Annotated in this window: 21 protein-coding genes and 5 tRNA genes; 14 read left to right on the forward strand and 12 right to left on the reverse strand. The window is 65.7% G+C overall.

Annotated elements, in window-relative coordinates; genetic code table 11:
• Positions 1 to 15: 15 nt before the first annotated feature.
• From HFK18_RS18465 to HFK18_RS18485, 5 genes are all read left to right on the forward strand, one after another.
• On the forward strand, positions 16 to 525 hold the full coding sequence (locus HFK18_RS18465) for an RNA polymerase sigma factor (RefSeq protein ID WP_180167373.1): 510 nt from the start codon (positions 16 to 18) through the stop codon (positions 523 to 525).
• Positions 522 to 1,445: a FecR domain-containing protein gene (locus tag HFK18_RS18470; RefSeq protein WP_180167374.1), complete on the forward strand. Its 924-nt coding sequence runs from the start codon at positions 522 to 524 to the stop codon at positions 1,443 to 1,445. The genes HFK18_RS18465 and HFK18_RS18470 overlap by 4 nt, the downstream gene beginning before the upstream one ends.
• Positions 1,446 to 1,524: 79 nt before the next feature.
• Complete coding sequence (locus HFK18_RS18475; protein WP_180167472.1) at positions 1,525 to 3,999, forward strand: TonB-dependent receptor; 2,475 nt, start codon at positions 1,525 to 1,527, stop codon at positions 3,997 to 3,999.
• Entirely contained in the window at positions 3,986 to 4,786 is an 801-nt protein-coding gene (locus HFK18_RS18480) for a ChaN family lipoprotein (protein WP_180167375.1), read from the forward strand. The genes HFK18_RS18475 and HFK18_RS18480 overlap by 14 nt, the downstream gene beginning before the upstream one ends.
• Positions 4,779 to 5,492 carry an energy transducer TonB gene (locus tag HFK18_RS18485; RefSeq protein WP_180167376.1) on the forward strand — a complete coding sequence of 238 codons (714 nt, stop codon included), beginning with the start codon at positions 4,779 to 4,781 and terminating at the stop codon, positions 5,490 to 5,492. The genes HFK18_RS18480 and HFK18_RS18485 overlap by 8 nt, the downstream gene beginning before the upstream one ends.
• Here HFK18_RS18485 and HFK18_RS18490 read toward each other — a convergent pair.
• The 8 genes from HFK18_RS18490 to HFK18_RS18525 all read right to left on the reverse strand — a co-directional run bounded on the left by HFK18_RS18490 (position 5,489) and on the right by HFK18_RS18525 (position 15,501).
• Positions 5,489 to 5,923, reverse strand: a complete 435-nt coding sequence (locus tag HFK18_RS18490) for a RidA family protein (RefSeq protein WP_049464364.1) — start codon at positions 5,921 to 5,923, stop codon at positions 5,489 to 5,491. The two genes, HFK18_RS18485 and HFK18_RS18490, sit on opposite strands and share 4 nt — an antisense overlap.
• 114 nt (positions 5,924 to 6,037) lie before the next feature.
• Complete coding sequence (locus tag HFK18_RS18495; RefSeq protein ID WP_180167377.1) at positions 6,038 to 6,940, reverse strand: cation diffusion facilitator family transporter; 903 nt, start codon at positions 6,938 to 6,940, stop codon at positions 6,038 to 6,040.
• A 28-nt stretch (positions 6,941 to 6,968) separates the two neighbouring features.
• Positions 6,969 to 9,257, reverse strand: coding sequence for an Orn/Lys/Arg decarboxylase N-terminal domain-containing protein (locus tag HFK18_RS18500; protein WP_180167378.1), 2,289 nt, complete (start codon positions 9,255 to 9,257; stop codon positions 6,969 to 6,971).
• A 20-nt stretch (positions 9,258 to 9,277) separates the two neighbouring features.
• Positions 9,278 to 10,630, reverse strand: coding sequence for an arginine/agmatine antiporter (gene adiC, locus HFK18_RS18505; protein WP_180167379.1), 1,353 nt, complete (start codon positions 10,628 to 10,630; stop codon positions 9,278 to 9,280).
• Positions 10,631 to 10,708: 78 nt separating this feature from the next.
• Entirely contained in the window at positions 10,709 to 12,151 is a 1,443-nt protein-coding gene (locus HFK18_RS18510; RefSeq protein WP_180167380.1) for a DcaP family trimeric outer membrane transporter, read from the reverse strand.
• Positions 12,152 to 12,671: 520 nt separating this feature from the next.
• Complete coding sequence (dsbG, locus tag HFK18_RS18515; protein ID WP_180167381.1) at positions 12,672 to 13,514, reverse strand: thiol:disulfide interchange protein DsbG; 843 nt, start codon at positions 13,512 to 13,514, stop codon at positions 12,672 to 12,674.
• A gap of 30 nt (positions 13,515 to 13,544) precedes the next feature.
• Complete coding sequence (locus HFK18_RS18520; protein ID WP_180167382.1) at positions 13,545 to 14,348, reverse strand: TlpA disulfide reductase family protein; 804 nt, start codon at positions 14,346 to 14,348, stop codon at positions 13,545 to 13,547.
• A gap of 85 nt (positions 14,349 to 14,433) precedes the next feature.
• The gene (locus HFK18_RS18525) at positions 14,434 to 15,501 is read right to left on the reverse strand and encodes a helix-turn-helix domain-containing protein (protein WP_180167383.1); all 1,068 of its coding nucleotides are present in this window, start codon (positions 15,499 to 15,501) and stop codon (positions 14,434 to 14,436) included.
• A gap of 183 nt (positions 15,502 to 15,684) precedes the next feature.
• Between HFK18_RS18525 and HFK18_RS18530 the strand changes: the two genes are divergently transcribed.
• From HFK18_RS18530 to HFK18_RS18550, 5 genes are all read left to right on the forward strand, one after another.
• Positions 15,685 to 16,083 carry a heavy metal-responsive transcriptional regulator gene (locus tag HFK18_RS18530; RefSeq protein WP_180167384.1) on the forward strand — a complete coding sequence of 133 codons (399 nt, stop codon included), beginning with the start codon at positions 15,685 to 15,687 and terminating at the stop codon, positions 16,081 to 16,083.
• 143 nt (positions 16,084 to 16,226) lie between these two features.
• Positions 16,227 to 16,302, forward strand: a tRNA-Ala gene (locus HFK18_RS18535).
• 53 nt (positions 16,303 to 16,355) lie between these two features.
• A tRNA-Glu gene (locus HFK18_RS18540) sits at positions 16,356 to 16,431 on the forward strand.
• Positions 16,432 to 16,614: 183 nt separating this feature from the next.
• Positions 16,615 to 16,690, forward strand: a tRNA-Ala gene (locus HFK18_RS18545).
• Between the two features lie 49 nt (positions 16,691 to 16,739).
• Positions 16,740 to 16,815 (forward strand) — tRNA-Glu (locus HFK18_RS18550).
• Positions 16,816 to 16,878: 63 nt separating this feature from the next.
• On the opposite strand, the gene HFK18_RS18555 is transcribed toward HFK18_RS18550, so the two are convergent.
• Positions 16,879 to 17,295, reverse strand: coding sequence for a GNAT family N-acetyltransferase (locus HFK18_RS18555; RefSeq protein WP_100552850.1), 417 nt, complete (start codon positions 17,293 to 17,295; stop codon positions 16,879 to 16,881).
• A gap of 78 nt (positions 17,296 to 17,373) precedes the next feature.
• Here HFK18_RS18555 and HFK18_RS18560 point away from each other — a divergent pair, with 78 nt between their 5' ends.
• Positions 17,374 to 18,330: an SOS response-associated peptidase family protein gene (locus HFK18_RS18560; protein WP_180167385.1), complete on the forward strand. Its 957-nt coding sequence runs from the start codon at positions 17,374 to 17,376 to the stop codon at positions 18,328 to 18,330.
• A 9-nt stretch (positions 18,331 to 18,339) separates the two neighbouring features.
• Here HFK18_RS18560 and HFK18_RS18565 read toward each other — a convergent pair whose 3' ends face one another.
• Complete coding sequence (locus tag HFK18_RS18565) at positions 18,340 to 18,720, reverse strand: response regulator (protein ID WP_100460341.1); 381 nt, start codon at positions 18,718 to 18,720, stop codon at positions 18,340 to 18,342.
• 140 nt (positions 18,721 to 18,860) lie between these two features.
• Here HFK18_RS18565 and HFK18_RS18570 point away from each other — a divergent pair.
• Positions 18,861 to 18,946 (forward strand) — tRNA-Leu (locus tag HFK18_RS18570).
• An 81-nt stretch (positions 18,947 to 19,027) separates the two neighbouring features.
• Complete coding sequence (locus tag HFK18_RS18575; protein ID WP_180167386.1) at positions 19,028 to 19,594, forward strand: GNAT family protein; 567 nt, start codon at positions 19,028 to 19,030, stop codon at positions 19,592 to 19,594.
• 19 nt (positions 19,595 to 19,613) lie between these two features.
• Here HFK18_RS18575 and HFK18_RS18580 read toward each other — a convergent pair whose 3' ends face one another.
• Both HFK18_RS18580 and HFK18_RS18585 read right to left on the reverse strand, forming a co-directional pair.
• Positions 19,614 to 21,455, reverse strand: coding sequence for a methyl-accepting chemotaxis protein (locus HFK18_RS18580; protein WP_180167387.1), 1,842 nt, complete (start codon positions 21,453 to 21,455; stop codon positions 19,614 to 19,616).
• 254 nt (positions 21,456 to 21,709) lie between these two features.
• Positions 21,710 to 22,003, reverse strand: coding sequence for a hypothetical protein (locus HFK18_RS18585; protein WP_180167388.1), 294 nt, complete (start codon positions 22,001 to 22,003; stop codon positions 21,710 to 21,712).
• 161 nt (positions 22,004 to 22,164) lie between these two features.
• Between HFK18_RS18585 and HFK18_RS18590 the strand changes: the two genes are divergently transcribed.
• Positions 22,165 to 23,253 carry a DUF5694 domain-containing protein gene (locus HFK18_RS18590; protein WP_180167389.1) on the forward strand — a complete coding sequence of 363 codons (1,089 nt, stop codon included), beginning with the start codon at positions 22,165 to 22,167 and terminating at the stop codon, positions 23,251 to 23,253.
• The last annotated feature ends 45 nt before the right edge of the window (positions 23,254 to 23,298 follow it).

Below are 23,298 nucleotides of genomic sequence, written 5' to 3' on the forward strand. Positions count from 1 at the left end.
GCCTTCGCCCGCCCCGTGCCCACGCCTGTCGAATCGACGGATGTCGCGCAGCTGTGCGCCGCCCATTACCGGCCGCTGCACGCCCACGTCCGTCGCAAACTCCCACAACGCAGTGACGCCGATGATGTCGTCCAGGAAACCTGGCTGCGTGTCGTCAAAGTCGCCGCCAGCGGCCTGCTCGGCAATGGCCGCGCCTACCTGTATCGCGTCGCCCACAACCTGATCGCCGACCACTATCGCCTGATCCAGCGGCGTCGCGAAGAGGCCTTGGACGACGCGCAGCTGCAGGCCATCGCCGATCCCGCCCCGTTGCCCGAGCAACGCCTGCTCGATGCCGAACAACTGCGTCACCTAGACGCGATCATCGCCGCCCTGCCGCCGCGCTCGCGCGAGGTGTTCCTGCTGGCGCGCGTCGAACAGCTCAGCCTGGCCGACATCGGCCGCCAGCTCGGCATCAGCCGGCAGACCGCGCATGGCCATCTGCTGCGCGCGCTGGTGGCCCTGCAGCAGGTGCCAACCGCATGAGCCAGGATCCGATTGCCCGCGAAGCAGCGCGCTGGTGGCTGCATGCGCACGACGAACAGCGCGACGAAGCTGCCTTCACCCAGTGGTACGAGGCCGATCCACGCCACGCGGCGCAATACCAGCACCTGTTGCAGCTGTGGCAGGCCGGTGCAGCACTGCCAAGCCTGCAACGGCAACAGCAGCGTCGCCAGCGCCGGCGCCTGCGCGAAGCCGGCATCGCCGTGCTGCTGCTGTGTGCGCTCGGCCTCTACACCCGGCACAACGCCCTCCCGCCGGAACAGACACTGCGCACGGCATCAGGCGAAATCGAAGAGGTGCGCCTGCAGGACGGTTCTCGCCTGCAGCTCTCGCCGGACAGCGAACTGGGCGTGCGCATCGATGCCAACCGGCGTGCGTTGCAGCTGCGGCACGGCCAGGCCTGGTTCCAGGTCGCACCTGATCGCGACCGTCCGTTCCAGGTGCATACGCCGCACGGTACGGTCACGGCGGTGGGTACTGCCTTCGATATCGCGGTCAACGGCGATGCCAGCGTAGTGACCGTCACCGAACACCAGGTGCGCGTGGACAGTGGCTCGGGCAGCAGCGAAGCGGCCGCCGGCCAGCAGCTGCGCTTCGATGGCACGGCGCCCTCGGCCGCGCTTGCAGCAGCCCCGGCGCAGCTGGCATGGCGCGAACGCCGGCTGGCCTGGGTCTCCGCGCCGCTGGCTGACGTTGTCCAGGATCTGGATCGCTGGCACGGCGGCCGCACCTGGATCGCCGGCGACGCACTGCGGCGGCAGCCGGTCACGGTGCTGGCCGACGCGGATACGGCCGCGCGCAGCCGCGACCAGCTGGCCGCCGAACTGCACGTGCGCGTTGTCCGTATCGGGCCCGACCTGCAGGTGTGGCTGCCGGCGAAGGCATCGTCCGATGCACGCTGAACGCATCGACCCTGACATCCGGGCCACCGCTGCGTCTTCCCAGGATGACGACGCACTGCGTCACTCCCTGGAGCCCACGATGCTGTCCCACCGCCCCCTTGTTCTTGCGCTGTCTCTTGCCTGCGCCGGTATCGCCCCCGTGCTTGCTGCCACCGCGCAGGCGCAGGCCAGCGCAACCCGCCGTTACGATATTCCCGCACAGCCGCTGGTCACCGCGCTGGACGCCTACAGCCGCGTCAGCGGCGTCGATCTGGTGATCGGCCGTGCCCTGCCAGCCAACCAGAGCGCACCCGCCCTGCAGGGTGACTTCGACGACACCCAGGCATTGGCACGGCTGCTGGCCGGCAGTGGCCTGCGCGCGCGCTTCATCGATGCACGCCGTGCCACCCTCGAACCGGCGCCGGCCAGCACCGGCGACGGTAGCCGCCACACCGGCCCGCTGCGCGTGCAGGGGCGCACTGCCCATGCCACGACACCGGGCACGGGTGCCAGCCAGTACATTCCGGCCACGCAGGATGGCTTCGCGCCGAAGATCGGCAGCGAGCGGGTCGCCATGGCCGAGCGCCAGGACGGCAACAGCCTGCTGCGCTCGATGCCCGGCACGCACAGCTTCCACTCGCGCAGCCAGCCCGGCCTGCAGGTCAACATCCGCGGCATGGCCGGCGCAGGCCGGGTCAACACCATGATCGACGGCGTCACCCAGACCTTCCGCAACAACGCCGGCCATGGTTCGGGCGGCCCGTTCGCCTACGTGGACCCGTTCCTGTTGGCAGGCGTCGACGTACAGCGCGGCGCGGTCAGTGGTGGCGAGGGTGCCGGCACGCTTGCCGGCAGTGCCAACTTCCGCACCCTGGACATCGAAGACCTGGTCTCCGATGGCCGCGATTGGGGACTGCGTGCAGGCTATCGGCATGGCAACAATGGCTATGGCAGCGGACGTACCTTCGCCGGTGCCTGGCGCCACAGCGAAGACGGTGGCGATCGCCAGTTCGGCCTATTGGCAGCAGCCAGCAGCAGCCGCAGCAGCGAATACGCCACCTCCCATGGCCAGAAGAACGATGCCGACCCCGGCAGCCAGCAGCCCAGCAGCTGGCTGCTGAAGGCGCGCCTGCAGCCCAGCGACCAGCACCGCCTGGACCTGAGCCACATGCGCTATGAAAACGACTTCTACCACAACTATCCCTGGCAGATTTCCGCCCGCAACCAGCGCGCCAGCTACCACTACACGCCCTACTCGCCGTGGATCGACCTGCGCGCCAGTTTCGCCGCCAACAAGACCCGGCTGTTCTACCCGCCGGTGGAAGATTCCAGCTACATCGGCCGGCGTACCCACAGCAGCCTGAGCAGCTGGAACGTGGACAACACCAGCCGTTTCGACCTCGGCGCCGTACAGGCACGCTGGAACACCGGCATCAAGCACCAGTCGGACATCTTCGTTGCCGATACCCCCACCCTGCGTGGCGCCAACCCACAAGGGCGCAGCCAACTCGACAGCGTGTTCACCACGCTGGAGCTGCAGTACGACACCTACGCACTGTCGGCGGGCCTGCGCCAGGACCGCTACAACATCCGCGGCCACGTCCCCACCTGCTCGGATGTGCCTGGGCAATGCCTGGAGATCGGAGGTGGTGGCATCGACGTCGATCGCACCCAGCATGCGCTCAGCCCCAGCCTCTCGTTGTCGGTGCAGGCCACTGACTGGCTGCAGCTCTTTGCCGAAGTCTCGCGCACCTCGCGGCCGCCGCGCGTGCAGGAAATGTTCTTCGAGAAGATCCCGCTGGAAGGCATGAGCGATGCCGACGGCGTCGGCGCCAACCCCTTCCTGCGCCGCGAGCGTTCGCGCAACCTGCAGTTCGGCGCCAACCTCAGCGCCAGCTCGCTGCTGGTCGACGGCGACCTGGTGCAGCTGCGCCTGACCCGCTTCGACAACCGCATCCGCGATTACATCAAGCCACAGTACCTGCTGATCGTGCATCCGCCGGAAGTCGAACCGTTCGTGGTACCGATCGAAAGCGACCCGCAGCTCAACGCGTGGACCGACAGCCTGGAGGTGGACGACTTCAGCACCACCACGCGCTGGATGAACCATCCCGGCGTGGTGCGCATGCGCGGCCTGGAACTGGAAGCGCACTACGCCAGCGAGCACTACCACGCCACCCTCAGCTGGACCCGCTCGCGCACCAGCGCGCCGGCCATCGAATTCGTCAACCTGGAAGACATCACCGCCCTGCCCGACCGCTACTGGACGCTAGATGTCGGCGGCCGCTGGTGGCAGCAGCGCCTGCAGGCCGGTGTGCGCGCCGAGTACTCCGGCCCCACCGAAGAGGGTTACGACTTCTTCCAGACCCGCAAGACCGGCGGCACCGGCGTGCTGCTGGACTTCTATGCCAGCTTCAAGCCACAGGCCAACACCACACTGTGGCTGAACATCGAAAACCTGCAGAACAAGGCCTATGACAACAACGCCTCCATCGACAGCATCTTCAGCCCGATCCTGGACCGCGGCAACGGCCGTGGCCGTACCGTCTCGGTGGGCGTCAATGTGGCGTTCTAGCCGGCGCTGGCTGGGGCTGGGTCTGATCGCGCTGGCGGCGGCAGCCAGCGCGCAGCCGATGCCCGGCAAGGTGATCGACCTGGCCAGTGGCAAGGCACTGGATCAGGCCGCGTTCGTGCAGCGGGTTGCTGCCGCCGAGCGCGTGCTGCTCGGCGAGCGTCACGATATCGATGCCGACCATGACGCCGAACGTTGGCTGCTGCAGGCATTGCAGCAGCGGCGTCCGCAGGGCGCGCTGGTGCTGGAGATGATCGCAAGCGAACGCCAGCCGCGACTGCAGCGTGTGCAGCGCTGGCTGGACAAGGGCAACCGGGCAGAATCGCAACGGCTGGCCGAACTGCTGGACTGGGATCCCCGCTGGCCTTGGACACGCTATGGCGGACTGGTACAGATCGCCACCGATAGCGGCATCCGCCTGCAGGGCAGCAACCTGTCGCGCGCTGAAGTCAATACGCTGCTGGCGTCATCGCCCGAGGTGGTGTTCCCGGCCGACGGCGCGCGGCAACGGTTGTCAGCAGTGGTGCTGGCCCAGCACGCCGACGCTGCGCCCATGCTCGACGGCATGCTCGCCGTTCAGCACGCGCGCGACACGCGGATGGCACGGGTGCTGATGCAGTCGCCGGCACCCGCCCTGCTCGTCGCCGGCCGCTGGCATGTGCTGCGTGGCACGGGCGTACCCGGTTATCTGCCAACCTCTGCGCCAGCGCTGGTGATCGCGCTGGCCTCAGTCGACGAAGATGTGGCGAGAGATGACGCTGATCTGTTGTGGGTGGTCGGCGATGAGTGAGCGTCGGCAGCACTGGCAAGCGGTGACGATCAGCATCGGCCTACACCTGCTGCCGTTGCTGCTGTTCGTCCATTGGGTGTCCACTCCGCCGCTGCCACCGCCTCCCGAACAGGACGTGCGCATCAGCCTGCGCCTGCTGGCACCGGCCACACCACCGCAGCCGGTGGAAGAACTGCAGTCCGAACGCCCCAGCCAGGCACAGCAATCGCGGGCAGCCGAAGCGCGCAAAGCACCCCCGCCACCGCGCGCCACGGCGGCACCCGAAGGCAACCTCGCCGCCAGCGAGAAGAATGGCGACGGCCACCAGCCCTTGCCCGTGGCCCCGCCAGCGGCCGCGACCGATGCCCGTTCCGCACCGGCATCGATCACGGCCGCACCGCCCGCCCCGGACGCACCACCGGCGGACTTCCAGGCCGGCGCCGCCAGCGACCAGTGGGAAGCCCGCCTGATGGCGCGGCTGGAGCGTTACCGCTACTACCCCGCCGTAGCGAGGTCGCGGCGCCAGCAGGGCACCGCATGGGTCAGGGCCAGCATCAGCCGCGACGGCCACCTGCTGGCATTGCGCCTCGAGCAGCCCAGCGGACAACCGATGCTGGATGAAAGTGCGCTGCAGACATTCCGGCGCGCGCAGCCCCTGCCGCGGATTCCAGAAGAGCTGCCAGCTCCGCAGGAACTGGTGGTACCGGTGGAGTACTACCTGCGCTAGGCGCTGTAGGCCTCGGCCTCGATCTCGAACAGCATTCCGTCCAACGCCAACCGCGGCACCGGAATAAGCGTGCAGGTCGGTGCCGGGCGATTGGCCCAGCGCCGCCGAACCTGCCGGGCGATGATGCCCAGGCGATCCTCATCGTGGTCGACCACCAGGATCCGCAGTCGCGCAACATCGGTCAGGTCCGCATGGGCCGAGCGCAGCGCGGTCTGCAGATTGTCCAGTGCCTGCGACACCTGCTCCTCGAAGCTGGGTGACAGGTTTCCCTGATCATCTTCACCACCCTGCCCGGCGATATGGATCACCCGCGCTGGCAGTCGCACCACCGCCACGTGCGAGTATCCGTTGGCACTGGGATCGTGCAGGCCAGGGGGATCGAACAGATCCAGCAGGCCATGGCTGAAGTCCGGAGTGGTCAACAGGTTCATACCGCATGCCTCGTGGGGAATGCGAGGCAGTCTGCTACCTCAACTGCTGTTGAGGTCAAACCTATTGCATGCAACAGAGCGGCCCACCGCATGCAACGATCGGCTGCAACAACATCAGGTCCATGCCGGGTCCGCGGTGAAATCGATCGTCAGCCAGAACGTGCTGCTTCGCGCGTCCATCCGCACCGCGATCTCATCGCGCATCGCATCCACCTCACCCACCGTGCCCAGCGGGGTCGACGGCGAGGTCAGGATGTGGATCTCGATGAACCGCATGCGCCCCATCTTCGCGACATGGCTGGTGAAGCCGGCATAGCCATGCTCGGCCACGAATGCCTGCATCACCTGCTGCACGCGCTCGTCCAGGTCATCGGGTGCCACCTGCAGCACTTCCCGCATGGCCTTCCACGCACTGCGCGCCGGCACCGGCAATACCGCCAGGCTGATCAACGCCAGCACGATCGAATCCAGATAGGGCACCCAGTGGTGCCACTGCCCACCGTGCAGCGCCAGCGCCAACACGAAGGCCAGCACCACCGCCAGGCTCATCAGTCCACCCAGCAGCCAGCCCCGCACATCCAGCCACAGCAATGCTGACTGCAACCTGCGGGCACGCTGCGCCACGAACGCGGCCATGCCCAGGTTGCTGGCGCTCAGCAACGCCGCCCACCACAGCGCGGGCCCGAACTTCACTTCGTGCCCGCCGGTGGTCAATCCAATCACCGCATTGGCCAGCGCGTACACGCAGGCCAACGACAGGATCACTCCACCCAGCGCCTCGACCATCGGCTCCAGGTGCCAGTAGCCATACTGGAAGCGCGGGCTGTGTTCCCGCGCCACCAGCCGCAGCACCGACAACGACACCAGGGTCAGGGCTACGTCAACCAGGCTGTAGATGCCGTCGAACAGGATGGCCTGCGATCCCACCAGCAGGCCACCGATGAAGCCGACCGCGCTGACCGCCGCGGTGACCCCGATCGAGAACTTCAGGATGCGTTGCTCGCGCGCGGTATCCATCGTTCGCCGAAGGGCCGACCGTACCGGCTCAGGCCTTCAGCACCTCCACCTTGTAGGACGGCACGTCGCCATCGCGCTCGATGATAAGGCCATGCACGTCCGACTCGAAGCCCGGGAAGCGCGCGTTCTGCTCGCGGGCGATGCGCAGCGACTGGATGATCGGCTCGTCGCGGTCGCCGAAGCGCTCGCCCGGCATGATCGTCGGGATGCCTGGCGGGTACGGCACCAGCATCGTCGCAGCGATACGGCCGCTGACCTGCTCGATGTCGACCCGCTCGATCTCGCCCTTCACCAGGTGGTTGTAGGCATCGGCCGGGGTCATCACCGGTGTCGGCAGGTCCACGTACATCTCGCGCATCACCTTGGCCACCGCGAACTCCTGGTTGAACGCATGCAACGCGTCACACAGGTCACGCAGGCCCCAGCCGGCATAGGCATGGGGGTAATCGGCGGCAAGCGACGGCAAGGCCTGGCTCAGCGGCGCGTTGCGGTCATACAGCTCCTTGAACGCCATCAGTTCGGTAACCAGCGTGCTCCACTTGCCCTTGGTGATGCCCATCGAGAACAGGAACAGCACCGAGTACAGGTTGGTCTTCTCCACGGTGATGCCGCGGCCCCACAGGAACTTGCTCAGCACTGCAGCCGGGATGCCCAGCTTGCCCATGCTGCCGTCCATCGACAGGCCCGGCGTCAGCAGGGTCACCTTGATCGGATCGATCAGCACATAGTCATCGACCAGGTTCTCGAACCCGTGCCAATGCGCATCGGGCTGCAGGTACCATTCCTCGCGCTTGGCGACCAGCGGCGCCGGCGTATCGCCCTTGTCCAGGCTGCGCTCGACCTTCGTCGGTTGCCACACGCTGAACCACCAGTCATCGCGGCCCAGATCGTCGCGTACGTGCAGCATCGCACGGCGGAAAGCGATCGCTTCGTCATGCATTTCCTGCACCAGCGAACGACCGGCATCGCCCTCCATCATCTTCGAGGCCACATCGCACGCGGCGATCACCCCGTAGTGCGGGCTGGTCGAGGTATGCATCATGAACGCTTCGTTGAAGCGCTCGGCATCCAGGTCGCGGCTGGCCGAGTTGCGTACATGGATCATCGAGGCCTGCGAGAACGCCGCCAGCAGCTTGTGGGTCGAATGCGTGGTGAAGATGATCGCATCCTGCTCGCGCGGCTTGCCCTTGGCCATGCCGTAGTGATTTTCATAGAACGGATGGAATGCGGCATAGGCATACCAGGCCTCGTCGAAATGCAGGAAGTCGACCGCGCTGCCGATCTCCTCAGCGATCTTCTCGGCGTTGTAGCACAGGCCGTCGTAGGTCGAGTTGGTCACCACCGCGATACGCGGCTTGGAGCCGGCCTGGTAGGCCTGGCTGGCCAGCGGATTGGCGGCGATGCGCTGCTGCAGTGCTTCCGGAGTGAACTGGTCCAGGCTGATCGGGCCGATGATGCCGTGTGCATTGCGGCTGGGCGTGAAATACACCGGCACCGCGCCGGTCATGATCAACGAATGCAGCAGCGACTTGTGGCAGTTCCGGTCAACGAACACCACGTCGCCGCGGGCCACAGTGCCGTGCCACACGATCTTGTTGGCCGTCGACGTACCGTTGGTGACGAAGAAGGTGTGGTCGGCACCGAAGTTGCGTGCTGCCTCGTTCTCGGCGTCCTTGATCGGGCCGGTGTGGTCGAGCAGCGAGCCCAGTTCCGGCACTGAAATCGACAGATCGCTGCGCAGCGTGTTCTCACCATAGAACTGGTGGAAGGCGCGCCCGACCGGTGACTTGGTGAAGGCCACACCACCGGCATGGCCCGGCGTATGCCAGGAATAGTTCGACTCGGCGGCGTGATGGATCAGCGCCTTGAAGAACGGCGGCAGCAGGTTCTGCATGTAGTCTTCGGCTGCTCGCATCACCTGCCGCGAGATGAAGCTCTTGGTGTCTTCGAACAGGAAGATGAAGCCGTGGATGTACTTGAGCAGCTTGCTCGGCACCTTCTCGATGGTGCGTCGTTCGCCATACAGGAACACCGGAAGATTGGCGCGGCGCGCACTCTGTTCGCGCAGGAAGGCGGTCAGGCGCTGGAACTCGCCATCGACCTCCTCGCTGCCGTCGATCGAGATCAGCACCGCCGAAGCGGCCACGTAGGTACGGGCACCGGCACGGGCGTCATCCAGGTTCAGGCCGCACAGCACGCGCTGATCGTTGCTGCGCAGTTCTTCCACCAGCGCACGGATGAGGATGCCGCCGATGCGCGGCGAGTCGTAGTCACCGTCAATGACGATGACCGGGTAATCCAGGGACTTGAAATACACGTTGATTCTCCTTGTCTAACTCAGGAACGCTGCGCGCCGGCCGAAATCGCCGCCGCCTCGCGGGAACGCTGCCGCTGCTGGCGACGCTCCTCGCTGAAGAAGGGATAGAACACAGTGATGAACAGCACGAACAGGAAGGCGTACTGCACGATCGTTCCCGACGAGCCGTAGATCGCCCACAGGCAGTACACGACCGTCAGGCTGGTCAGGGTCCAGAACGCACCGGTGTGCACCAGCGTGTGCGAACGTTCCACCACGAAATAGCAGGCGACGCACGAGTAGATGTACGGCAGCAGCGTCAGCACCACCGCTGCCGAGGTGATCACGTCGAACTGGGCCGAGGCGGTCTTCGAGGTGGAGGTCACCAGCACCGCCAGGGTCATCAGCACGGCCACGATCAGCACGCCCTTGACCGGCACGTCGTCCTTGTTGGTCTTGCTGAAGATGCTCGGGAACAGGCCATCATCGGACGCCGCCTTGGCGCTCTGCGCGGTCAGCAGGATCCAGCCGCCCAGCGAACCGGCGGCGCCGACGAAGGCACACAGGCTGACCAGCGCACCACCCCAACCGCCCACGGCCTTGGCCGCTGCCAGTGCGAACGGCGCGTCGGACACCTGCAGCTCGCCGTTGGGCACCATGCCCATGATCACCGACGAGCTGGCGATGTAGGCGATGGCGGCCAGGAACACACCGGCCAGGGTGGCGCGGGCCACGTTCTTCTCCGGATTCTCGACCACGCCTGCCGTCACCGACGCCGACTCCACGCCGATGAAGGCCCACAGGGTCAACGCCGCGGCACTGGAGATCGCACCGAAGTTCGATTCGCCGGACACGTTGTAGGCGCCCTTGAAGATGTCGGCATCGAAGAAGAACCAGCCGAAGATGGCGATGCCCAGGATCGGCACCAGCGCGAAGCTGGTGGTGACCGTCTGCACGCGGCTGACGAACGCCGGGCCGATCATGTTGGCAAAGCTCAGCGCCCACACCAGGATCAGCACCGCGATGCAGCGCACCAGTGGCTCGGACAGGATCGGGAAGAAGTAGCTGAAGTAGCCCACCGCCGCGATGGGAATGGCCACGTTACCGATCCAGTTGGCGAACCAGTAGATGGTATTGGTCTGGAAGCCCATGTACGGCCCGAACCAATCGCGCGCGTACGCATACGGGCCGCCTGCCTTGGGTGCCAGCTTGCCGAGCTTGGCGAACACGAACGCCAGCAGCAGCGCCCCGGCGGTGGTGATCAGCCAACCCCATATCGAGGCGGTACCAATCTTGGCCAGGCTGGAGGGCAGCAGGAACACCCCTGAGCCCATCATGTTGCCGGCGACGAGGAAGGTGGCTCCGACCACCCCGATTTTCTTTGCTTCTGCCATGACAATCTCCTGTACCTGGCATGGGCCCGGTGAACCCGGGCGTGGGGAATGGCTACGCTGGCGTGCTGCCGCTGGCGCCTACTTGATGAAGTTGTATTGCAGGCTGCCCTGCACCCGGACCGTGTCGCCGCGCGCTCCGCCCTGCTGCTGCAGGCGGCCGTACAGCAGCTCCATGCCCATCGTCCACGACGGGGCCGGGCTCCAGATCAGATTGAACACGCCGTAGCGGCTTTGCCGGAATGCATCGGTGGGCAGCGCCGCATTGCGCTCCAGGGTCAGCTGGCCGTAGATCAGGTTCGAGCGCCACAGATCCGACCAGTAATGGGTGTAGCCGACGAAGCCACCGTGCAGGTCCAGCGCATCGATGCGTCCATCGGCATCCACCACGGCATCCAGGCCGGAGCCGGTGAGATCGGCGGTGTAGCGGCTCAGGCCGCGACCGCCCAACGCGCCGAACAGCAGCAGATCGCGTTCCCCCACCGAGGCCGAGCCACTGAGCTGCGCGCCACCGGCAAAGACGCGGTCACGACGGGTATCGCCGTCGTAGGCCAGATTGCGCGCCACGACGCCCAGCTGCAGATGGCCCCAGTCGCGCTCCATGCGCGCGATGGCACTCACATCCGGCAGTCGATTGACCGCCGCCATCGCATCGCTGGCGCCGGCCAGCTCGGTGTCCGGGTCTTCGGCGGCCAGCGTCAGGGTGTTGCCCTTGCCCAGCGCAAAGCTGTGATGGATGCCGGCCACGAGCAGGTAGCCGGCGCCGCCAGGGCCCGCAAAATCCAGCGTGTCGGGCAGGCTGTCCGGATCCATGAAACTGGAATAGCCATAGCCCGCGTAGGTGTTGCCGAGTTGACCATACGCGTGGCGCAGGCGGAATTCATAGCCATCGCTGCTGCCGAAGAAATCATTTTCCAGATAGAAGCGCAGGTTGCCGTGCGTGGTCGGCCGCCGCGCCTCGAAGCTGAAACGCGTCTGCTTGGCGTGGATGTTGAAGTTCGAAACATCCCGATGGTTGCCGCCCACCGGCATCGACGAAGGAATGAACTGATCCTCGTCCCCTGCCCCGCGCGAATCCGCAATCGCATCGAGCTTGGCATAGCCGCCAATGCGGATCACGGTGTCGGTGCCGGGAATGGCGAAGAAGCCTTTCAGGTCCGGATCGGTGGGGCCAGCGGCGCTGTCTGGACGCGAGGCCGCCGTTGAAGGATCGGCCACCGATTCACGCTGTGGCAGCACCGGCTGCGCGACGCCAGGCACCTGGGTGGAGTGAAGGATCCCACTGGTGGTTGGCACATTCAGGGTCGACTGTACTGCTGCGGGCAACGGCGACGACGCGGCAACGGGGGCCGCAGCTGCATGCTCTTCGCGCCGTTCAAGCTGGTCCAGACGCTGCTGCATGCCTTCCAGCGTCTGCCGCATCGCGTCGATCTCGCGACGCAACGCCTGCGCATCGTCCTGAGCATGCAGCGGCATCGCTGCCATTGCCGTCAGACACCCCAGACTCAGTACCGCCAAGCGCATTGCATCCTCCCTGGACTGAAACTCCCGCTGTGCGGCCGTACAACGCGCGTGCGCCATCCCGACCTCAACGAGCCGTTGCTGGAAATACGGGTACTGCGTGGACAACCGTTGCCAGCCTGCGCGTTGCAGGCAACAGGGCAATGACACTGTCCCGATTGCCAACACTGCGCCGGAGTCGCTCCCACTGCAGCAGTGCTGCCGAAGGGGTGGCGACCGCAGGCGTCTGGGTAACAAGCGCTGGGTGAGAGTGTCGTGAATGGCATTGCGCGCACGCCCTCTCGAGGGCGTGACGTATGCGGCATCCATAGCGCAGTGACGCTGTAATCCATGCGCCAAGGCTAGTTCGACTGTCGTTTTTGGCCTTGATTGGGATCAAAGCGAAATGCTTGATGTCAGTCACGATTCAGACGTGACATCTGTTCACGACGTGCGCAGCCCTCATCGCCGCGAATGTCGCAGAAAGCAACAGGCCCGCACGTTGCCATGCGGGCCTGTCGCTCAGTACAGCATGTCGGAGGCCTCAGCGCGGGCCGAGTACCGCCTGCAGGTCGTTGCCCTGCGGTAGGCCGGCACGTCGCTGCACCTGGCCCTGCGCATCCTGGAACAGGATGCCCGGCGTACCCTGGAAGCCCATCTCCACCATCAGCACCTGGTTGGCATCCAGCTTGCCAGCGATCTCCCGGCTGATGCTGGGCAGCGGCTTGATGCCACCTCGATCGAACTGATGCTCGTTTTCCAGCAGTGCCGCACTGGGATCGCGTGCGGCCATGATCGCCGCCGCCTTGGCCGGGCTGTCCTCACGGATCACGCCGACCATGATGTGGCGCAACTGCACCTTTCCTGCGTCCACCCAAGGGCGTGCCGCCTCCCAGAACTTGTGGCAGTAAGGGCAGTTGGCATCACTGAAGGTGTACACCACGCGTGGCGCATCGGCCTTGCCGTCACGTACCCAGGCGCTGGCCTCCAGCTTGCTCCACATCTTGGCCGACATCGGCGCGGCAACCAGCTTCTCCAGCGTCTCGGCTGCAACTTCGTTGCCCTCGGCGTCGAACAGGCTGCCCACCAGCACATGCTTGCCATCGGCGGTCACGTAAGCCGCCGCCGGCTGCTGGCCGCCGACCATGCCGGCAAAGCCGCGCAGGCCACCCGGCGCATCGAATTCGGAGACCACCTCGAAGCCATGCTTCTCGATGCCCTTCAGGACAGCCGGCAACTCGCCCTTTTTGGCAGCCGTCGATGCCGAAGCCGTTGCCGGCGCAGCGGCATCCTTGCCTGGCGGGGTCTGTGCCTGGCTGCAGGCAGCCAGCGCCAGCATGGCCGGCAGCATCAGCGTATGCGCGATGCGCGGGGAAATCGACAACATGGAAACTCCGTAGTGGGATGCCAGCGCAGGCTACCGCAGCCGGCGCAGTTTGTGTTCAAGACCGGCCTGGGTCAGTTCGCCGAGATGCAGTTCCTGCAACCGCCCCTGCGCATCGAAGAACAACGTGGAAGGAAAAGCCCGGACGTCCAGCGTGGTCGAGGCAGCCGAAGCCTCATCCAGCAGGACATTACCCAGCACGATGTGTTCAGCGGCAAGAAAGGTCTGGACCTCTCCAAGGGTCTCGCCCTGGTTGAGGAAGACGAACTGGATGTCAGCATGCTTCTGCTGGGCCGTCGCCAGCACCGGCATCTCGCGGCGGCACGGACCACACCAGCTGGCCCACAGATTCAGCACCAGCGGCTTGCCATGAAACGTCTGCAGTTCAATCGCCCTGCCCTGCAGGTCGACCACCTGCAGCGTGGGCAGTGGCATCTGCTTTGCCTGCCAGTACGCGAGCCCCTGGCTTGCCCCGCCCCACAACAGCAACCCAACCAGCGCACCTGCCAGCACCGGCGCCCGCAACGGGCGCTGCCTGCGCAGCCGCCACAGCGCCCAGGCAAATCCAGCGCCAACAACAACGGGAAGGTGGTACCCGCCATCGGCAATCTGCAGCACGCTCCAGGGAGCTTCACGATAGAGGCTGAAATGCGCTGCGACAAACGACAGCCGGCCACACAGCAGGCCAACCAGCAACATGTCCAGCACCATCCCCGCTGCGGGCGGCCGAACCTGACCAGGCTCACCACGCGACCAGATCCGCGCAATGGCCATCGCCAGCAGCAGGAAGATCAGGATCAACACCACCGGCATCGGCACCGGCCCAACACTCGACATCAGCTCACCCGCTCTCGCCTGCACAGACCCGCATGGTCAAAGCGTCGAGCCCGCGATGCAAGCACGACGCATTGAACCTTGTTCATCAAGCGGCGCTGCGACCCAGCTGCGTGCCCGGCGAGGCGCGCAGCCCCCGCAGGCTGCCGGCCACAGCAGGCGTCAGCGGACGATCGCGGCGTTTGCTGCTGACGTGGCGACGATAGTTGGCGGGCGTCATGCCAACAATGCGCAGGAACAGCCGACGGAACGCGCTCTGATCGGCGTAACCCACACCCCAGGCAACTTCATCGATGCTGGCGCCCTGCTGCAGCAACGTCTGCGCCTTCGCCACGCGCAGCCGCTGGCAATACTCGATGGGCCGCAGTCCGGTCGCCTTCAGGAAACGACGCTGCAGGGTCCGCGGTTCCAATCCCGAAATCTCGCAGATCGCCCCCAGCGTGGCCCCACGTGCAGCCGTGGTATGCAACCAGCGCTGTGCCTTCAGCACGTCCCGGTCGCCATGGGCGAAATTGGCGCTGAATCGCTCGAGGTCCTGCTGGATGCCGACCGGCACCACTATTCCCAACTGCTGTGCCACCGCGCTGGCCACGCCCTGGCCATGCAGCCGGTACAGCAGGCGCAAGCCAAGGAAGCGCCAGGCCTGGGCGCCGCCCACGGTAAGCAGATCGCCGTCATCGACGAGTGCCCGCTCACTGGGCGCCCAGCTGCCGACCTGCACCTGCAGCGCCGGATGGCGGTTGAGGTCAGGGCCGGACACCGTACGCCCGGTCAGCAGACCGGCCCGCGCCAGCACACTCACCCCGTCACCTGCGGCGGCCAGCAGGCTGCCGCCGTCATAGTGGGCCCGCAACCAATCCAGCAGGACGTCCTCGGCACGCACCGACGTGCTGGAACTGACCTGCCCCGGCAAGGCGATCACCGCAGGAATTGCCGCGTCCAGCATCTCGGCACCGGCGATGCGATGCACACCGGTATTGCTGGCGGGCACGATCCAGCGGGTCACCAGCACCCGCTTGCAGGGCCGCCGCTGCTGCTGTGCCAGACGATTGGCGACGTGTGCCATTTCGGCGAGCACCGATGCTGCCGACGGGTCGCCTCCAGGGTATTCAACCACCGCAACCTCGACGAATCCCTCGTTCCTGATTCCCTCCACTCCCCACCTCCTCTTCCGGTTCAGGCCGTCGAGCGGCCGGTTCAGGCGCAGGGTAGGAACTGCTTTGCCCTGAGGGATATGAAGAAAGTTGCAAAGTGTGCTGAATAGGCGGCGTGGGCAAAGCCTTGACTCTTGACCAGAGTCCAGGGATGACTATGCACGGCAGGCCCCAAGGAGTCCGCCGTGAACATTGGTCAGTTGGCACGTCAGGCCGGCGTTCCCATCGATACCGTCCGCTACTACGAACGTCAGCAGCTTCTGCCCACCGCAGCGCGCTCGGCAGGTGGCTACCGCATCTTCGGCGAGCGAGACCTGCGACGCCTGCGCTTCATCCGCCGGGCAAAGGCGTTGGGCTTCAGTCTCGATGAGATCGGTGAACTGCTTTCCCTCAGCGACCATCCTCCGCAGGACATGGGCAGCGTGCGTGACACCGCACGGATACGCCTGCAGGACATCGAACTGCGGATGGCAGAGCTGCAGCGCATGCATGGCGCGCTCTCCCAGCTGGTCGATGCCTGCCCTGGACATGGCGCCCTCGACCAGTGCCCGATCCTGGCAGCGCTGACCGGGGAAGACCGCTGAACCCTTCGCTTCTGCATCGACACATGTGCTGCCCGCATGCAGAAAACGCAGCTGCGCCACCGCGCGCGCTACGTGAAGAAAAGTGCAACAAAGCGCTTGCCAACCCCCGGGGGCACAGCTATTATTTCGCTCCTCAGCGACGTGGGGCCATAGCTCAGCTGGGAGAGCGCCTGCATGGCATGCAGGAGGTCAGCGGTTCGATCCCGCTTGGCTCCACCATACTTTCGGCATTAGGCCGTCGAAAGGTCGCAAAGAACATTGATGAGATCTGCGTCCCCATCGTCTAGAGGCCTAGGACATCACCCTTTCACGGTGGCGACCGGGGTTCGAATCCCCGTGGGGACGCCACTCATCATGAACAACGAGGACCCGGCCGATAACCGGGTCTTTTTTGTTCACCGCCCACCGGCATTCAGGTTGTGGCGTCGGAACGCTCTCTGCCCTTGTGGCAATGAACGGTTCGATGAAAAAGCTTCAAAAAAAGCTTCCACAAATGTGAACAGGCAGGTATGATAGGCGGCTCGGTAACACGGGGCCATAGCTCAGCTGGGAGAGCGCCTGCATGGCATGCAGGAGGTCAGCGGTTCGATCCCGCTTGGCTCCACCACTTTCGGCATTAGGCCGTCGAAAGTTCTACAACTTGAAGTTTTTCGTGCGTCCCCATCGTCTAGAGGCCTAGGACATCACCCTTTCACGGTGGCGACCGGGGTTCGAATCCCCGTGGGGACGCCAATCTTTGAAACCCCGGCTTCGGCCGGGGTTTTTCTTTGTCTGCGATTCCGCGGTGACCGCACCTCAGAACCGGCGATACATGCCGATCGAGGCTGGCGCGGTCGGCGCAAAGCCAAACTGCGCATACAGCCGATGCGCTTCGCCATCGGCCAACAGACTCACGTACGCCGACGGCGGCAGGTTGCCCTGCATCCAGTCGCTCAGACGCTGCATCACCGCCTTGCCCAGACCCTGACCCTGCAGACGAGGCAGCACGGCGATATCGCAGACCTGCAGATGGCAACCGCCATCGCCGATGATCCGGCCCATCGCTACCAGCTCGCTGCCCTGGTAGGCACAGACGCCGAAGACGGTGTTGGGCAATGCCCGCGTCGCCGCCTCATGCGTCTTTGCGCTGAGGCCGGCCAATGCGCGCAGCTGGCAGTAGTCCTCGACCGTCGGCACCGCCTCGCGGAACTGGATCGTCTGTGGATCATTCATGCAACGTCTCCTTGAAGGTCGGGCTATCCTGCCGCATCCACGTCGCAGCCGCTGCGACCCATCTTCCGGCAGAGTCCCATGTGCTATTCCGCCCTGATCCGCGCCGACTACGCCAAGCTGGTGCGCGAGTTCGGCGCCGTCCTCTCCCTGGAGGAATTCGCCGAACTCTATGCGCATGATCCCGGCAAGAAACGGCCGAAGACGCCGAAAGCCATGGACGATGGATTTGCAGGTGCGCGCACCGAACTAGGCCGCGACATCGTGGCGAAGATCCAGCAATGGCATGCACAGGAGCGGCAGCAGCTGCAGGCCGAACTGGAACGGCAGCTTGAACGTCGCGACATCGCCAATGCGACCCTGGCCACCCGACCCACGCAGAAGGCGCGCAATGACCTGCGCGTTGCCGGCAACCGCATCGACCGCGCGCAGGCACGGCTGGACGACCTGCATCGGGAACAGCTGCTGCCACGTGACAATCGTATTTTCCCCGGCACCTACGCACCGGTGATGGTCAGCGAGAATGGCCGGCGCGTGATCAAGCCCATGCGCTATCAATGCCGGCTGCCGGACAAGCCCGCGCGCAACGATGTGCTCTACCCGGGCACCTACAATGCGCGACGGGACAGCCTGGAAGGCTATTGGCGCGGGGCCTTCGGGCTGCGCCACGGCGTGGTGGTGGTACAGGCCTTCTACGAGCACGTACCACGCCATGCCATTGCCGGCCGCAGCCTGCACAACGACGAGAAGGCACAGGATGTGGTGCTGGAATTCCGCCCCGACCCGCCGCGCGACCTGCTGCTGGCCTGCCTGTGGGCCGAATGGGACGGTCCGGAAGGACGCCTGCTGTCTTTCGCCACCATCACCGATGCACCATCGATCGATGTCGCCGCTGCCGGCCATGACCGGGGTGTACTGCCGATCCGCGCCGAGCATCTGGACGCATGGCTCAACCCGGATCCGGACAACCTGGCTGCACAGTACGCCATCCTCGACGACCGCGAGGACATCCGTTACGTCTACGAGGAAGCCGCCTGAGCGGCTGGGTCAGGCGTTGGCGCTGGAACGCCCAACGGCGCGAACCAAGGCCTTGGACAGTTCCGCCGACAGGTAGGGCTTGATCAGCAGCACGCCGGATTGCATCGCGACCGGCAGTTGTTCAGCGGCCATGCCGGTGGCGAGCACGAACGGCACGCCGCGCGCAGCCAGCGCCGCAGCAACCGGTTCGCTGGTCTCGTTGTGGGCCAAGCGGTAATCCAGCAGGGCCACATCAGGGGCGGCCTCTTCCAGCAAGCGCAGCGCCTCGGCAACGGACGCGGCCAGGCCTACGACCAGAGCGCCGGACTGCACCAGCTGCATCTGCAGCAGGGCTGCACTCATTTCATCGTTTTCGACTACCAGCACCCGCAGGTCCTGCAACGCTGACATAGCGCTATCGCTCCTGTGCCTGTTAAGCCTTGCCAGTATAGCCAGCAGCCAGCCGATACCGACAATTCAACGCCATTTCGGCCCCGTTCGCCCGCGCCTCTATGAACACCCGCCGCGCTCGGGTACACTAGCCCGCTGCTGCCGGTGTGGCGGAATGGTATACGCAGCTGACTCAAAATCAGCCGGGGGTGACCCCATGAAGGTTCGAGTCCTTTCACCGGCACCACGATCAAAGGCCAGGTCCATGACCTGGCCTTTGTCGTTTCCGGCCTTGCCCTGCCCGACCGACGCCGCCGACACTGGAGCGATGGCATCACACCCCACTCCAATCCTTCCCGCAACGTTCCAGGCCCACCTGCGCCAACTGGTCCCGCAGGACGCCGTCGCCTGGTCGAACTACCTGTCGCTGCCGGGCGTGATCGAGCACACCAGCTGGGGCGATGTCTCTGTAGAGGCTCTGCAGCGGCAGATCGCCGACCCTGCGCGCAGCACGCGATGCCGCCGCTGGGCGATCCTCGACAGCGACGACCAGCTGCTCGGCACCGTCGGCCTCAACGACATCGACATCGAGCACCACCGCGCCGAACTGGCCTACGACCTGTCCCCTGACCACCAGGGACGCGGGCTGGCGACCGGGGCGGCGCGCGCGGTCATCGCCTGGGCGCATACCGCACTGGGTTGCGTGCGCATCCAGGCCACCGTACTCGACAGCAATCTGCGATCCATTGCCGTGCTCGAACGCGCAGGCATGCAACGCGAGGGATTGCTGCGGTCCTATCGCCATGTCGGTGGGCAACCGCGCGATTTCTGGATGTATGCGCACACTCACCCGCAGCTGCATGGCGGCCAGGGCGAGGGCCGCGCCGCCCCATAGGCCGGCGCGGTCCTGCGCGCTACACCACCCGCAGCGCCGACGCATGCACACCATGACCATGGCCCGCCCCTGCCCCCGCGTGCACACGGAACCCCGCCACCGTCCGCAACAGTTGCGACGACTGCTCCTCCATGCTGCGCGCAGCCGCTGAGGCCTCTTCCACCAGCGCCGCATTCTGCTGCGTGCCCTGGTCGATCAGATCCACCGCATGGTTCATCTGCTGGATGTCGTCGCTCTGCTGTTGCGCAGCGGCGCTGATCTCGGTCATCAGGTCACTGACCCGGCGCACGTCGACCACGATCTCGTCCATGGTCCGCCCTGCACTCTCGACCTGCGCCGTTCCGGCGCCGACGTTGGCAACCGACGCATCGATCAGCTGCTTGATTTCCTTCGCCGCACCCGCCGAGCGCTGCGAGAGCTCGCGGATCTCGGTGGCGACCACGGCGAAACCACGACCATGCTCACCGGCACGCGCTGCTTCCACTGCCGCGTTGAGCGCCAGGATGTTGGTCTGGAACGCAATGCCATCGATCACGCCAATGATGTCGACGATGCGACGCGAAGAGGCATTGATCACCGCCATCGTCGAGACCACTTCATGTACCACCTGACCACCCCGTGCGGCCACATCGGCGGCGCCGCCCGCCAGTTGGCTGGCCTGGCGCGCGTTGGTCGCAGTGCGCTGCACGGTCTCGGCCAGCCCCTTCATCGACACTGCGGTCTCTTCCAGCGACGCCGCCTGCTGCTCGGTGCGCTGGGACAGGTCGTTGTTGCCTTCGGCGATTTCGCTCGCACCCACCGCAATGGTGTCCGCGGCGAACTTGATCTGACCGATGATTCCGGCCATTGCATCGACCAGGGCATTGACGCCGCCACACAGTTCGGCGATCGGGCCGCTCTTGTCGGCCATGGCGATGCTCCGGGTCAGGTCGCCCTCCTTTGCCGACGCCACCACCTCGCGCGTCTGCGCCACGGCACGCTGCATGGCCTGGCTCTCATGCACCTGCGCGGTGATGTCGGTGGCGTACTTGACGACCTTGAACGGCCGCCCGCCCGCATCGAGGATCGGGTTGTACGACGCCTGGATCCACACTTCGCGGCCACCTTTGCCCAGCCGCCGGTACTGGCCTGCGTCGTACTCGCCAGAGCCGAGCTTTTCCCAGAACCGGCGATACTCGACACTGGCCCGGTAGTCGGGCTCGACGAACAGCGAATGATGCTGGCCGCGCACTTCTTCCAGCGTATAGCCGGTGGCGGCCAGGAAGTTCGCATTGGCGGCCAGGATGCGACCATCCATGCTGAACTCGATCACCGCCTGCGATTTGTCGATGGCCGCGAGCTGCCCCGTCGACTCGGCTGCCTGCTGCTTCTGCGCCGTGATGTCAGTCGCGAACTTGACCACCTTGTATGGTCGCCCGTGCTGGTCAAGCACCGGGTTGTAGGAGGCCTGGATCCAGATCTCACGCCCACCCTTGCCGAAGCGCCGGTACTGTCCTGCATCGAATTCACCGCGGCCCAGCCGCGCCCAGAAGTCGCGGTATCCGGTACTGCGCGCGTCCTCGGGATCAACGAACAGGGAGTGATGCCTGCCCTGGATCTCATCCAGGCGATATCCCACTGCCTGCAGGAAGTTGTCATTGGCCTGCAGGATGGTGCCGTCGAGCGCGAACTCGATGACCGCCTGCACCCGATGCAGTGCAGCAACCTGGGCCTCAAGCTCGACGTGCCGCCGATGCTGCTCGGCCACCTCCGTGGCGCGGCGCTGCCTGCCCAACACCCCCTGCAGCGCGCGCAGGGGAAACCAACGGGTGAGCACTTCGGCCGGCGCCTGAGCACCTTCCATGGAGCCTGAAATAAGCATCGTCTGATCCTCGGTGTCCGGGTAGCGGTTGCGACCCGCCGGGCGGGATGCCCGGCGGCAACTTCGATTGCCTGGGACTGCAGACGCCGGAAGGCGTCACTCGAGCGACTGGCAGAAACGGTACGGCAGCTGCGATCGTCATCAAACAGCGGCGGAGCACACGGCACGGGCCGCCCATCGGAGGCAGCCTCGGGTCCGGCAGCGGGAGCCAGCAGCGGGCTCCAGAGAAGGTATCGGCGGGGCGGCCAACAACTTTAGGGAGCCAGCCCCTGGTCGGCAGCGCGCCGCAGAACCCAGCGCAGCAGCAACGTTGCCAGCACCGCCGGCAGGTAGCCCACACTGCCGCAGACGACCAGCAGCGAGGGCTCCACCAGCGGCCCGCCGCCACCGAAGATCCAGCTGCGGGTGGCGAGGACATACAGCGCGAACGGCACCAGCAGCAACGGTGCCAGGCGCACCAGGTGCCACCGCCATCTGCCTGGCCCGATCCAGCCAGCCAGTGCACCCAGCACGGCACCTGCGGCTACGATGGTGGCGATTTCATCCATGAGGCGCTTCCGGAAGTCTTCCAGCCACCATTCTGGACCAGCGCCGACGGAAAGGGGGATGCAGCAGGCGCGCAGAAGGTTGCAATGACCATCGGGACATCCCCTGCCGGCACGCTGCCGGCAGCATGCGCCCACTTACTGGATTTTTCCTGGGAGGCAGCATGCTTCGACGCTTGAGCGCCATCATCATCCTCAGCCTGGGCAGTGCCGGCGCAGTGGCCAGCGACGCGGGGTTCCGTCCCAACTTCCATCCCGACCAGCTGAAGGGACCACCCGCCGGTCGCCACAACGAAGTACTGGTGCTTGGGACAGCACATCTGTCGGAACTGCCAAAGACCTTCGAGCCGGCCCTGCTGGAGCCCTTGCTGGAGCGTTTGGCACGTTGGCGTCCGGAGGCGATTGCCACCGAAAACCTGTCCGGCCTGCAGTGCGACTTCATGCGTCGCAATCCCAGCCGCTATGCCGAAAGCGTTGAAACCTACTGCTACGACACCGATGAGGCCCGCGTCGCCACCGGCCTCGACGTGCCCAGCGCCAACGCCGAGATGGGACGCCTGCTGTCGGCATGGCCTGCAAGCCCGACAGCAGCGCAGCGTCGGCACCTGGCCGCGGTGTTCCTGGCCGCTGGCGAGCGCGGATCGGCGCAGGTGCAATGGCTGCGTCTGCCTGTGCAGGAGCGCATCGCCGGCGACGGCCTGGATGCTGCGCTGGTGGAGATTCTCGACAAGAGCCTGACCCGCCGCAATGAAACCAACCTGGTGGCGGCAGTCCTCGCTGCCCGCCTGGGGCTGGAGCGCCTGTGGGCAGTGGACGACCATACCGCCGATTCGCCCACCCCGCCCGAGGACGAGAAGGCGGCACGCGAAGCGATGATGAAGGCCTGGGACAACCCGCACGCAAACGCACGGCGCGACGCCGACGAGCCGCTGTATGCAAATGTCGACAAGGTCGGTGGCGTGCTGGACCTGTACCGTGCCTACAACCGCCCCGACGTCGGCTTGCAGGCCTACCAGGCGGACTTCGGCGCGGCGCTGGTCGAGCCCTCCTCCCAGGGCTTTGGTCGCAACTATGTGGGCTACTGGGAAACCCGCAACCTGCGCATGGTCGCCAACATCCGCGAAGTGCTGGGCCAGCAGCCGGGAACGCGTCTGCTGGCGATCGTTGGCGCCTCGCACAAGGGCTATTACGAGGCCTACCTCAACATGATGCACGACGTGCAGCTGGTCAGCTCGGACGAAGTGCTGCGTTGACAGAGGAAACGCTGGGTGCGGTATCGTGGATGGGACTGTCCACTG

The sequence above is a fragment of the Stenotrophomonas sp. SbOxS2 genome, assembly GCF_013416715.1.
GTDB lineage: Bacteria > Pseudomonadota > Gammaproteobacteria > Xanthomonadales > Xanthomonadaceae > Stenotrophomonas > Stenotrophomonas lactitubi.